This window comes from Nocardia nepalensis (assembly GCF_048910785.1).
Classification (GTDB): domain Bacteria; phylum Actinomycetota; class Actinomycetes; order Mycobacteriales; family Mycobacteriaceae; genus Nocardia; species Nocardia nepalensis.
This window is the reverse complement of sequence record NZ_JBKBET010000003.1, coordinates 267559-279775: the sequence shown is the minus strand read 5'-3', so window position 1 is coordinate 279775 and position 12217 is coordinate 267559. Positions and strand designations below refer to the sequence as shown.

Sequence of the window (12217 nt, the reverse complement as noted above, 5' to 3'; positions counted from 1 at the left end):
GGGAACCCTCACTTCACGAATCCGATCGTGGTGTAGTCCGGCGAAGCCAGACCGAACGCACCGTAGTTGGCCAGCCCCTCACGCACGGCGATGGTGCCGGGCGATTGCGTGATGGGCAGGGAGAAGCCCTCGTCGAAGATCATCTTGTCGCACTGGTTCGCCAGTTGGATGGCCTTCTCGGGATCCAGTTCGGCAATGGTCTGTTCGATCAGCGCGTTCAGTTCCGGCGAACCGATCTTGCCCTTGTTGCTGAGCGGGTGGGCCGGGTTGTAGGCGTAGATCTGCGGCAGTGCGCCGAGCGGGAGAATGCCACCGGTCCAGCTGAACTGGACGATATCGAAGTTGCCCGGGTCGACCACATCCGTGAAAAGACCATTGCCCGGGTAGGTCTGGATGATCAGCTTGACGCCGATCTTCGCCAGATTCTGCTGCGCGATCTGGGCGACCTGGATCCAGAGTTCCTGCTGGTACATCACGTCGCGGATTTCGAGCTTGCGGCCGTCCTTTTCGCGGACGTCGCCGTTGAGCTTCCACCCGAGGTCATCGAGTTCCTTGGCGGCCTGTTCGGGGTTGTAGGCGACCGATGCCGCGTTGTCCTGGTAGCCCTTCTGACCCGCCACGAATATGTGGTTGTTCAGCGGCTTGGGATCGGTCACCACCCCCTGCTGGCTGGCGGTCGCGATGGCCTGCCGATCAATGCCCTTCGAAATGGCCACGCGCAGTTTCGGATCCTCGAGGATCGAGCCGGGGGCACCGTTGAAGGTGAAGTGCGAGAAGCGCGGGGCCGGGGCCCGGCGCACCTTGATCCCGGGTGCGTTCGAGGCCGTCTTCACCTCATCCAGACCGGATACGGTCGCGGCATCCAGTTCGTTGTTCTGCAGGGCGTTGAGCCGGGCCGAATAGTCGAGCACGCTGTAGGTGACCGTATCCAGCTTCGGGGTTTCACCCCACCACTTCGGGTTGCGGCCGAGCACGATTCGCTGCTGTGCCTTGTCGATCGAGGTGATCACGAATGGTCCGGCCGACACCGCGAGACCATTGCGGTCGACGGCATCGAAGGCCTGCGGGGTCGCCGTCGACGCCTTCGGATAGATGATGTCGAACAGTCCCTGCCATTCCGCGTAGTGCTGGCCGAAGGTGACGATCGCCTGCCGATCGTCCGCGCCGCGCTCGACCCGGTCCACCTGGGCATAACCCTGGGTCGCCTTCACCTGGAATGCGTTGTCGCGCCCGCTGAGTGCGTACCACTGCGACCGCAGGTCTTCCCAGGTGATGGGGGTTCCGTCGGTCCAGACGGCCTTGGGGTTGATGGTGTAGACGATCGTCTGGGGGCTGGTATCGGTGAGTTTGACTTCGGTGAAGAAGTTGGTGTCGGTGGTGATCTCGCCCGCCGCATTCGATTTGATGGTTCCGGGCAGCGTCCACGCGACCAGATCGGAGACCTCACCATCGGAGTCGATATGCGACGAATTGAAGGTCGCCGGGAAATTCGTCAGTGCCAGACGCAGATTCCCGCCCTCGCGCAGCTCGCCCCTTTCCTTCGGATTGATGTCATTGGAGCTGGTCAGCGAACTGCTGCTGGTCTCGAGGTCGTTCGACCCACACCCGGACAAGATCAGCGCGATGGCGACGGCGGGTGCCGCGACCCGAATTCCCACCCGGCGCCGCCGGGCGATACGTGCTGTTGTCATTTCACGAATCCGATCTTGGTGTAGTCGTAGGACGCGAGGCCGGGCGAACCGATATTGGCGAGATCGGCGCGGACGCCGAAGCTGCCGTCGCTCTGCATGAGTGGCAGTGAATGACCCTCCTCGAAGACCTTGCGGTCCACCTCATTGGCCAATTCGAGCGCCTTCTTCGGATCCAGCTCCGAGAGGGTGCGATCGATCAGGGCATTGAGCTCCGGTGAGCCGACGCGGGCGTAATTGCCCTGCAGGTCGTTCGGGTCGTAGTAGTACGCCTGTCGAATACTGGCGAACGCGAACGCATCACCCACCCAGATGAACTGGGCGGCGTCGAAATCGCCGGGCTGGATGACATCGGTGAAGTACCCGGCGCCGGGCTTGGTGTCGATGGTCAGCCCAACGCCGATCTTGGCGAGGTTCTGCTGAATGATCTGCGCGATCTGCACCCAGATCGGATCGTTGTACATGACATCGCGGATGACGAGCTTGCGCCCGTCCTTCTCCCGGACGTCGCCGTTGAGTTTCCACCCAGCCGCGTCGAGTTCGCGCGCGGCCGCCGTCGGGTCGAAGCCGAGACTGTTGTCCTGGTAGCCCGCCTGACCCTGCAGGAAAATGTGATTGTTCAGCGGTTTCGGATGCTCGACGAGTCCGTTCTGGATCGCGGTGACGATCGCCTGCCGATCGATGGCCTTCGAAATGGCCACGCGCACCTTGGGATCGGAAAGGATGGACCCCGGTGCGCCGTTGAAGGTGATGTGCCGCCACCGATTACCCGGCGCGCGGCGAACCGCCAGCCCTCCGGTATTTCGCACCGTCTGTACGTCGTCGACGGTGGTCAGCTGCACCAAGTCGAGTTCGTTGTTCTGCAGCGCCGTCGTCCAGGCGGAGTGATCGAGCACGCTGTAGGTGATGGTGTCGAGCTTGGGCTTATTACCCCACCATTTCGGATTGTGGCCCAATACGATTCGGCCCTGCGCTCGGTCCGTGGCGACGACCTGGAACGGTCCGGCGCTGGGTCCCATCGCATTGGCGAGGCTGTTATTGAACGAATCGGGGTCGGCGGTAACCGATTTCGGGAACAGCGAGGCATTGCCCGCGAATTGGCCGCGCCATTCGGCATAGGGACGGCTGAAGGTCAGGACGGCTTGGCGGTCGTCCACACCGCGCTCGACCTTGTCCACGAATTCGAAGCCGTTGGTGATGGCGATCAGGAAGCGCTTGTCCTTGCCGCTGAGCGCGTTCGCCTCGGATCTGATGTCTTCCCAGGTGATCGGATTGCCGTCGGACCACACCGCCTTCGGGTTGATCGTGTAGGTGACCACCTGGGGGTCGGTGCTGGTCAGCGCGATATCGGTGAAGTAGTCCTTATTGATCGACAATTCGCCGGCGGCGTCGGTGGCGAACGAGCGCGGCATCATCGGTCGTTCGATATCGGCTATCTCGCCGTCATTGCCGTCATTGGACAGGGTGTTCCAGTTGGCCGGGTACGACGTTGTCGCGAGGCGCAGATTTCCACCCTCGCGCACGTCGTCCACGCTCTTCGGGTTGATGTCGTTGGTTGTGCCCAGTGTGTCCGACAGCCCCGTCGTCGAATCGGCGCCCGAACCACAGCCCGCCGCGATCAGCCCGAGCGCGACCACCGGTACCGCCCACCGCATCCGGCCGGTTCGGGTTCTCGATGGCATCGCGCTCTCCCTCTATCGGCTGACGATCGGCACCGGGACCGCATCGATCAACGCCCGGGTGTAGTCGTTGGTCGGACGGTCGAAGATCTGCTCGGCGGGCCCGGCCTCGACGATCTTCCCGCGATACATCACCGCGATATCGTGGGCCAGATTGCGGACCACCGAAAGATCGTGCGAGACGAACAGATAGGACAGACCGTGTTCGATCTGCAGGTTGCGCAGCAGGTTCAGCACACCGGCCTGGATCGACACATCCAGCGACGACACCGGTTCGTCGAGGACGAGAATCTCCGGATCCAGCGCCAGCGCGCGGGCGATGCTGATGCGCTGCTTCTGGCCGCCGGAAAAGTCGGCGGGATAGCGGTCGGCGTGTTCGGGCCGCAGACCGACCTGTTCGAGCAGTGCCGGTATCCGCTTGGCGATTTCGGCCCGGGGTCGGCCGTCGATGCGCATGGGTTCGGCGAGCACGTCGAAGATCGGCAGCCGCGGGTCCAGTGCGGCCGTCGGATCTTGGAAGACGATCTGCATCTTCCGGCGGATCTCGCGTTTGCGCGCCGAGTTCAGGGTCGCGATATCGCTGCCCATGATCTCGATGGTGCCCTCTTGCGGCTCGACCAGCTCGAGAATCTGGGTGAGTGTGGTCGATTTTCCCGAACCCGACTCGCCGACCAGCGCCAATGTGCGCCCGGCGCGCACCTCGAAGCTGATGCCGTCGACCGCGCGGACCTCGCCCTTGCGGCGCTTGAACACCACCCCCGAGGTGATCGGATAGGTCTTCACCAGGTCCGAGACCCGCAGCACCACCCGCTCATCGGTCTCGGCCTCGGCGCTCGGCTCCGCAATCTCCTGGCGGTAGGCCGCGAACAGATCGGCGGAGGTGACCTCCGCGGTGCGGATGCAGGCGGCCGAATGGCCGGGGCCGGTCTTCTCCAAGGGCGGTTCGGCGGCGCGGCAGTCATCGATCGAGATCGGGCAGCGCGGCGCGAAGGAGCAGCCCGGCGGCAGCGCGTGCATGGCCGGTGGCGCGCCGACGATCGGGATCAGCGGGCTGCGCGGGGGCCCGTCCATGCGTGGAATGGAGCCGAGCAGACCGACCGTGTACGGCATCCGCGGTGCGGCGAAAAGCTCTGCCGCGGGGGCGGTTTCGACGATCTTCCCGGCGTACATCACCGCCACCCGGTCGGCGAGCGTGGCGGCTATGCCCATGTCGTGGGTGATCATGATGACGCCGGCGCCGGTGATGTCGCGCGCCTTGCGCAGCAGATTCAGGATCTGCTTCTGCACCGTCACGTCGAGTGCGGTGGTCGGCTCGTCACAGATGATCAGCGCGGGATCGTTCGCGATGGCCATGGCGATGACCACACGCTGGCGCATGCCGCCGGAGAATTCGTGCGGAAATGCCTTGGCGCGCAACGCCGGATCCGGAATGCCCACCAGATCCAGCAGCTCCACCGCCCGTGCCGAGGCCTGCTTGCTGGTCATATCGGTATGTGCGAGCAGGGCTTCGGCGACCTGATCGCCGACCCGATACACCGGGGTCAGCGCGGAGAGCGGGTCCTGGAACACCATGCTGATGGAACGTCCACGCAGCTTGGACAATTGGCGATCGCCGAGCCCGAGCAGTTCGCGACCGCGCAACCGGATGGAGCCGTTGATCCGCGCCTGCTCCGGCAGCAGTCCGATCACCGCGAGCGAGGAAACCGATTTACCGGAACCGGATTCGCCGACGATGGCGAGTACTTCACCATCGGAGACGGTGTAGTTCACCCCGCGCACCGCGTCGATGCGGCCCTCCTCGCTGGGGAAGGAGACCCGCAGATCGGTGACCTCCAACAGCGGTGCGGTGGAGCTCTTTTCGATGGCGGCCTTATCCGCTGGGCCCGTCATGCCCCTACCTTCTTTTCCGACCCAGGCTTCTTCCGTGCGCGAGCCCGTTTGGCACTGGGATCGAACGCGTCACGCAATCCGTCACCGACCAGATTCGCCGACAGCACGATGACGATCAGCAGCCCACCGGCGAACATGAACAGCCAGGGGAAGGTGAGCGCCGACGCGGTACCCGAGGCGATGAGCGTGCCGAGCGAGACATCCGGCGACTGCACGCCGAATCCGAGGTAGCTCAAACCGGTTTCGGCCATGATCGACGCACCCACCGACAGCGTGGTGTCGATGATCAGGATCGATGCGATATTCGGCAGGATATGGCTCATGATCACCGTCCTGGTCGGCGCGCCCATATACCGTGCGGCCTTGACGAATTCGCGTTCACGCAGGCTCATGGTCAGACCGCGCACGATGCGCGCGCTGATCATCCAGCCGAAGACGCTCAGCAGCAGGATCAGCAGCAGGATGGAGCCGCTGCCCTTCGTCTTCGGTGCGAACAGCGCGACGATGATGAAGCTCGGCACCACCAGCAGCAGGTCGACCAGCCACATGATGGCCCTATCGGTGAAACCGCCGATGAGTCCGGCGATCGAACCGGTCAGCGCCGCGATGGTGGTGCTGATAATGGCGACGCAGAAGCCGATGATCAGTGACTTCTGCATGCCGCGCAGGGTCTGGGCGAATACGTCGTGGCCGATGGCGTCGGTGCCGAACGGATGCTCGGCCGACGGCGGTTTGCGCAGCGCCGTGCCGTCGAGTTGCTGATAGTCCCAGCTCCAGAAGTACGGCACCACATAGGCGGCCACCACCAGCGTCAGCAGCACGAGCACACCCGCGACGGCGGCCTTATTGCGCAGGAAGCGCCGCAGCACGAGCCTGCGCCGACCCGCGGCGGCGGCGACCTCCGGCGCGCCCTGGACAATGATTTCGGCTTCCGTCATCCCACACGCACCCTGGGGTCGAGGATCGCGTACACGACATCGGACAGCAGGCCCGACACCAGCACCACCAGACCGGCGAATGCCGTCACCGTGACGACAACGTAGAGGTCCTGGGCATTGATCGAGTTGACCAGCCATTCCCCGACGCCGTGCCAGCCGAAGATCTTCTCGGTGAAGGTCGCGCCGGTGATCAAACTGCCGAGGCCGTAGGCGAACAGCGTCGCCATCGGGATCAGCGCGGTCCGCAGGCCGTGCTTGTACAGCGCTTTGTTGCGGGTCAGGCCCTTGGCGCGGGCGGTGCGGATGAAATCGCTTTGCAGCACGTCGAGCATGGCGTTGCGCTGATAGCGGCTGTAACCGGCCATCGCGCCGAGTGCGAGAGTGGCGGTGGGCAGCACCAGATGCTGCAGGCGGTCGACCAATTGCGGGAAGAAGCCGTTGACCTTGTTCGCCGACGTCTCGCCGGTATAGAGGAAGATCTGCGATCCGGTCATCGTATTCACTTCCAGCGCACCGTATTTCAACAAGGTGGCGAGCAGGAACACCGGCGTGCTGAGCACCAGCAGCGAGACGACCGTGGTGAAGTAATCACTGAATTTGTATTGCCGGATCGCCCCGGCCGCGCCGATCAATACCCCGAGCACCGTGCCGACGATCGAACCGATGATCAGCAGCCGCAGACTCACCAGGACCCGGCGCGGCAGCTCCTCGCTGACCGGCTGACCGGCCAGCGTCTCGCCGAAATCACCCTTCGGGATGCCCTTCAGCCAGCTGATATAGCGTTGCGGAATCGGTTCGTTGAGATGCAGCTGTTCGGCCTTGGCATCGATCACCGCCTGCGGCGGACGTGGATTGCGCTGTTCGAGACTGTCCAGCGGCGTGAACGTCAGCGACGCCAGACTGAACGTCAGGAACGAAGCCAGCAGCAACAGCACGACATAATTGAACGCGCGTCGTAGCAGGAAGCCGGTCATCAGTCCTCTGGTCCTACGGCTGGTCCGGGCCAGCATCGAGTATTAGCCCCTGATCATAAGGACGTGCGTGCGACCGTGCGTGACACGCGTGAGATCGGCATGTCCTCTATTCTGTCGAGGCAGGTGCGTCCAGGCTTTTCCGGAGCTCTAAGGGGGTCCGATGAGTTATCCGCAATATGAGCCTTATCCGCCGGTCGCTGTACCGGCGCCCGCGCCCGGCGGCGGCACCGCGATCACCGCCGGAGTGTTGGCCAGCCTCGGCAGTGTGAGCCAATTGCTCGGCGGGGGTATGAGCATCGTGCTCGGCGTCACCGATGTGGTTACCGATCTCGCCGACTACGACTCGACCGGCCTGTTCGCGCAGCACTGGTTCAAGCCCTATTCGGTGGTGACCGGTGTGATCGCGGTGATCGCGGCGATTCTGCTCGGTGTCGGCGCGGTCATGATGTTCGTCAGGAAGCCGCTCGGCAGGGTGCTGGTCGTGGCGGGGTGTGCGGTCGTCGTGATAGCCGGGATCGCGGGGTCCGTGGTGACCCTGCGCTACACCACCTCGGGCGGTGGCGCGGCAACGATCGGCGGTGGTATCAGCGGTCTGATCGGGCTGGTCTTCCCGATCGCCACCGCGATCCTCGCCCTCGTACCGTCGACGACGCGCTGGTTGAACTACGACCCGGCGGCCGCGTACGTACCACCGGTGGCCAGGTACCCGTACCCCGCCGCACCTCCGCCCGGACCAGGGTATTCGCCGGGATCGGCGGTCCAGCAAGGCCCGACGCCCTACCCGCCCGCGCCGCCGGCCTATCCGCAGTACGGTCCCTCGGCTGGGGCACCGGCACCGTATCCGCAGCACGGTCCGTCAGGTGGTGCGCCGGCGCCGTACCCGCAGGCAGGTTCTGCCTATCCGGGAAGTGATCAGGCACCGACGCAGGTCGTGCGCCCGGCGGGCGCACCACCGGACTGGTCGGCAAGTCCCCAGGCAGCGCCGGCATCTCAGCGGCCCGATCTGGTAAAGCCACAGGACGATCTGCGGAAGCCGCAACCCGATCTGGCACAGGCGCAACCCGATGTGTCGAGGCCGCAGCCCGATCTGTCGAAGCCGCAGGAGGGTCCGGCGAAGCCGCAGGAGGGTCCGGCGAAACCACAGGAGGGTCCGGCGAAGCCGCAGGAGGGTCCGGCGAAACCACAGGACGATCCGGCGAAACCGCAGGAGGGTCCGGCGAAACCGCAGGACGATCCGACGGTGCGGATCGAGGACTCCCCATGGCGGCGACCGCCCTCCGAATAATGCGCTGGCGATAGCCGCGACCTGGTCGAGATGGTCTTCCGGCAGGATGGAATGGGTGACGCGCCTGCACCTGCCCAAACCAAAAATGGTTGCCTCCGATGTGGACGGCACCCTCATCGATCGCGAAGAGCGGGTGACCGCGCGAACCAAGGCGGCGGTGGGCGCCCTGATCACCGATGGCGTGCCGTTCGTCCTGGCCACCGGCAGGCCGCCACGCTGGATCGATCCGGTGGTCGAGGGCCTCGGCTATGCGCCGCTGTGCGTCTGCGGCAACGGTGCGGTGATCTACGACAGCGCCGCCGATCGGGTGCTCGCGAGCCGGACCTTGGACGTGGACACCCTGTCCTGGATCGCCGACCTGGCCGAACGCGCGCTACCCGGCTGCGGTCTCGCCGCCGAACGCGTCGGCGCCAGCGCGCACGACGCGGTGACGCCGCAATTCGTGAGCTCGCCGGAATACGAGCACGCCTGGCTCAATCCCGATGACACCGAGGTCTCGCGCATGGAGGTCATCGACGCACCCGCGATCAAGATGCTGGTCCGACTGCGCGGCACCCGCAGCGCCGAGATGCGCGCGGTCCTGACACCGCTGATCGGCGACCGCGCCGATATCACCTACTCGACCGACCACGGCCTGATCGAACTGTCCGCACCCGGCGTCACCAAGGCCTCTGGCCTGGCCATCGTGGCCCAACGCCTCGGCGTCCAACATTCGGCGATCATCGCGTTCGGCGATATGCCCAACGATGTCCCGATGCTGACCATGGTCGGCCACGGCGTCGCGATGGCCAACGCGCATCCGGAAGCGCTCGCCGCCGCGGATGAGGTCACCGCCGCGAACTCCGAAGACGGTGTGGCGCAAGTGCTCGAGCGTTGGTGGGTCTGAGCGCGCCCCATTCGCGGACTGCGCTGTGCACTTTCGCTCGAATGTGGCAGAAAATCGCCAGACTTGGCGGAGAAAGTGCATGCTCAGCGTGGTTCGTACGGAAGTGGGCTCAGCGAGGGCCGTCAGGGCGCAGGCCGAATTCCGGGTCGGCGGCGGGATTCCAGCGCGCGACGATCTCCCGGAGTGCGAGTCCGGCCCAATGCCGTCGGAGCTCGACGCGCGCTGGGCTGATCGAATCCCGGTGAGTAGAAACCGAATCCGGCCGACGGGGCGCGGATGTCGAAGCGGCCCTGGTGGTTCGAGCGTAGGAATGCGCCGAGCCCAGCTGGCCGACGCGATCGTCGGTGCTGGGCTCGGCGTGGGTGGTTTTGGTCAGCCAGCCGGGGCGGGGGCCGGTCCCGGTGCGGTGACCTGGCCGACCGAGTTGCGGCCGACCTGCTGCTGGTAGGTGTCGTTGTAGGTCTTCCAGACGGTGGTGACGATGCCGGTCAGTTGGTTGAGAACCAATGAGCCGTACTGGAAGTCGGAACGCAGTCCGTTCGGCACCGCGTAGCTGTTGCTCAGCGGGAGACCGAGGATGCCAGCGTCGGCGCCGAGGGCCAGGAAGCGGTCCAGGATCGCGCCCATCACCTCGAACACCTGACCATTCGAGCCGGTGTAGACGTATCCGTTGACGAATTTGGCATACTGCTGGCCCTGGGTGGCGGGCAGCGGCTCCGATATCGCCGCGCCGAGCGGACCGTCCGGACCGCCCTTATCGGCCCAGTGCTTCGCGATCGCGTTCTGATTCACCATGCCGAGCAGCTTGGCCGTGAGCGCGGCGAGTGTGGCGATATCGGTCTGCACCGATGGCGCTGTCTGCGACTGCGGCTGTTGCTGCGGTACCGGTGCCTGCGCCAGCTGTTGTTGCGGTTTGCTCGTGGTGCCGGACGAGGCCGATATGCCCGCGGCGATATCGCGGATGCGGTCCATATCGGCGTAGGCGGCGTCACCGGGGCAGCTGGTCTTGCCGACGTCGCGGTGCGCGAACACCACCGGCAGCCGAACCGCCTCACCCTCGGCGTATGAGGTGAATTCGGTGCCCTCGGAGTACATCGTGGTGTAGCCCTTGGGATCGAGACCCGCGATCTTGGACCGCCAGCCGACGAACCGGCCGATCGCGTTCAGCGCCTCCTCCGAGGGCTCCTCGGACTCGTAGTTGCCCATCAGCGCGACGCCCGAGGTGTTCTCGTTGAACCCACCCGCGTGCGCGCCCTGCACCGGACGATCCATTCCGCCGAAGCGGCCCTCGAAGATCTGGCCGTACTTGTCGACCAGCGCGTTGTAGCCGATATCGCACCAGCCCAACGTCTTTGCGTGATACGTGTAGATCGCGCGGACGATGCCAGCGGATTCGGCCGGGGTGTAGTCGTTGCGGCCAGCGGTGTGGTGCACCGTGATGCCGCCGACCTGGTCGTCGTAGGTGGGTTCCTCGCAGCGGATGGATTCGTCAGCGCCCCACTGGGATCGGGTGATGACATTGGGTCCGCCGCCGGGCAGTGCCGCGCCGACATCGTGGAGCGCGCCGTCGATGGCTCCTCGGCCCGGATCGATGAGCACGGCCGTCAGTGCGGTAGGGGTCTGGGCCGGATCATCCGAGCGTGCCGCGGCCGGGGTCGGCTGCATCGGCGCGGCGCCCGCCGCGTCATCCGCGACCGGCGCATGCGGTGCGGCGGCCACGGACGGCTTGCGGGTCACCAGGACCTGCACCGCCTTCGTGCTGCCCACGTAGATCGGTTCGGTGCCGGTGGTGCCGCCCGTCGCCCGATCGTTGCGGCGGGTATCGACGGCTTCGGTGTCGTACCAGGGACCCCAGGTGCCGTCGGACTGGCGGGCCCGGATCATCGCCTTGGTGTTCACCAGATCGCGCGCGGTCAGCGCGACGACGCTGAACGGGGTATCGCGGCTGAGCTCCTTGACCTGCGCGCCGACCTGGCTGAGCAGTTCCGGCGGGACGGCGCCGGGCGCCAATGCGGGTGTGTCCGGGGTGATTCCGGGTTCCAGTTGGCTCGGGTCGGCGATGAAGGCGGCGGCCGCCGAACGACCTCGGGCGGGCTGGGTGGGAGTTGTCTGGCCGGGCGTGGTGTCCTCAGGCAGCGTGGTGCCTTGACCGAGTGTGGCGCCTTGGCTAGGTGTGAAGCCCTGGCCGGGCGTGGTGCCCTGAGTTGTATAAGGGCTCTGACCTGCCGCTATTTGACCGGGAGCTGATTGACTCGGCGTCGTTTGACCCGGGACGGATTGACCCGGGAGGGATTGACCTGGAACCGATTGGCCAGGTGCGCCCTGTCCGGAATTCAGCTTGGGTAGCGGAATTTCCTTCGGTAGCTCTACGCCCGGCGGAAGCGGCAATCCCTGCGGCACCGGAACGGATTCCGGAATCGGCAGCATGCGTAGATCCGAAAGATGCAGATCGGGCAGGTCGAGCCCGGTGAGTTCGCGCAGCGGCAGGGTGAGGTCGGGCACCGTGGTGAGGGCCACCTCGGCCAACTGTGCGGGTATTGCGGCGAGCTCGCTACCGGTGGTCGAACGGTAATCGGTCGAGTCGCTCAGCGTGAAAGTCGCGAGCGGCGCCGCTACCGCAAGTGTGGTGACAACCGGGAGCACGTAGGAACGTTTCGGTTTGCGGTACGGCACGAGCATCTCCAATCAGGTCGAACCGAGCGATCACTCTGCATGAATGTCAGGGTTGCTTCCTGATGCATCAACGATCACACTAGTTCACAACTGTCACATATCTAAACCTCTGGTTGAGGATTATGTGATTGCTCGAATGTAGCTCTCGGATTGCGGCTGGATGGAACGACATGCCGAGCGGTATCGAACCGATCAGGTCCCGGA

Annotated in this window: 8 protein-coding genes; 2 read left to right on the top strand and 6 right to left on the bottom strand. The window is 65.2% G+C overall.

Going from position 1 to position 12217, the window contains the following annotated elements; translation table 11 throughout:
* Window positions 1–8: 8 nt before the first annotated feature.
* Genes ACHQ4I_RS01755 through ACHQ4I_RS01735 form a run of 5 tightly spaced genes read right to left on the bottom strand, consistent with a single transcriptional unit; the run spans window position 9 to window position 7169 of the window.
* Window positions 9–1691, bottom strand: coding sequence for an ABC transporter family substrate-binding protein (locus tag ACHQ4I_RS01755; protein ID WP_420769860.1), 1683 nt, complete (start codon window positions 1689–1691; stop codon window positions 9–11).
* Window positions 1688–3370, bottom strand: a complete 1683-nt coding sequence (locus tag ACHQ4I_RS01750) for an ABC transporter family substrate-binding protein (RefSeq protein WP_420769859.1) — start codon at window positions 3368–3370, stop codon at window positions 1688–1690. The genes ACHQ4I_RS01755 and ACHQ4I_RS01750 overlap by 4 nt, the downstream gene beginning before the upstream one ends.
* A 12-nt stretch (window positions 3371–3382) precedes the next feature.
* Entirely contained in the window at window positions 3383–5257 is a 1875-nt protein-coding gene (locus tag ACHQ4I_RS01745) for an ABC transporter ATP-binding protein (RefSeq protein ID WP_420769858.1), read from the bottom strand.
* On the bottom strand, window positions 5254–6195 hold the full coding sequence (locus tag ACHQ4I_RS01740) for an ABC transporter permease (protein ID WP_420769857.1): 942 nt from the start codon (window positions 6193–6195) through the stop codon (window positions 5254–5256). The genes ACHQ4I_RS01745 and ACHQ4I_RS01740 overlap by 4 nt, the downstream gene beginning before the upstream one ends.
* Window positions 6192–7169 (bottom strand): ABC transporter permease, encoded by a 978-nt coding sequence (locus ACHQ4I_RS01735; protein ID WP_420769856.1) that lies wholly within the window; start codon window positions 7167–7169, stop codon window positions 6192–6194. The genes ACHQ4I_RS01740 and ACHQ4I_RS01735 overlap by 4 nt, the downstream gene beginning before the upstream one ends.
* Window positions 7170–7329: 160 nt before the next feature.
* Between ACHQ4I_RS01735 and ACHQ4I_RS01730 the strand changes: the two genes are divergently transcribed.
* On the top strand, window positions 7330–8454 hold the full coding sequence (locus ACHQ4I_RS01730) for a hypothetical protein (protein WP_420769855.1): 1125 nt from the start codon (window positions 7330–7332) through the stop codon (window positions 8452–8454).
* Window positions 8455–8500: 46 nt separating this feature from the next.
* A complete protein-coding gene (locus tag ACHQ4I_RS01725; RefSeq protein ID WP_420769854.1) occupies window positions 8501–9340 on the top strand; it encodes an HAD family hydrolase in 840 nt (279 codons plus the stop codon).
* 372 nt (window positions 9341–9712) lie between these two features.
* Here ACHQ4I_RS01725 and ACHQ4I_RS01720 read toward each other — a convergent pair whose 3' ends face one another.
* Entirely contained in the window at window positions 9713–12019 is a 2307-nt protein-coding gene (locus ACHQ4I_RS01720) for an N-acetylmuramoyl-L-alanine amidase (RefSeq protein WP_420769853.1), read from the bottom strand.
* Window positions 12020–12217: the final 198 nt, after the last annotated feature.

Bases quoted from the DNA above. Each gene is read 5' to 3' on its own strand.
- ACHQ4I_RS01755 (WP_420769860.1), bottom strand. From the start codon at position 1,691: ATGACAACAGCACGTATCGCCCGGCGGCGCCGGGTGGGAATTCGGGTC.
- ACHQ4I_RS01750 (WP_420769859.1), bottom strand. From the start codon at position 3,370: ATGCCATCGAGAACCCGAACCGGCCGGATGCGGTGGGCGGTACCGGTG.
- ACHQ4I_RS01745 (WP_420769858.1), bottom strand. From the start codon at position 5,257: ATGACGGGCCCAGCGGATAAGGCCGCCATCGAAAAGAGCTCCACCGCA.
- ACHQ4I_RS01740 (WP_420769857.1), bottom strand. From the start codon at position 6,195: ATGACGGAAGCCGAAATCATTGTCCAGGGCGCGCCGGAGGTCGCCGCC.
- ACHQ4I_RS01735 (WP_420769856.1), bottom strand. From the start codon at position 7,169: ATGACCGGCTTCCTGCTACGACGCGCGTTCAATTATGTCGTGCTGTTG.
- ACHQ4I_RS01730 (WP_420769855.1), top strand. From the start codon at position 7,330: ATGAGTTATCCGCAATATGAGCCTTATCCGCCGGTCGCTGTACCGGCG.
- ACHQ4I_RS01725 (WP_420769854.1), top strand. From the start codon at position 8,501: ATGGAATGGGTGACGCGCCTGCACCTGCCCAAACCAAAAATGGTTGCC.
- ACHQ4I_RS01720 (WP_420769853.1), bottom strand. From the start codon at position 12,019: ATGCTCGTGCCGTACCGCAAACCGAAACGTTCCTACGTGCTCCCGGTT.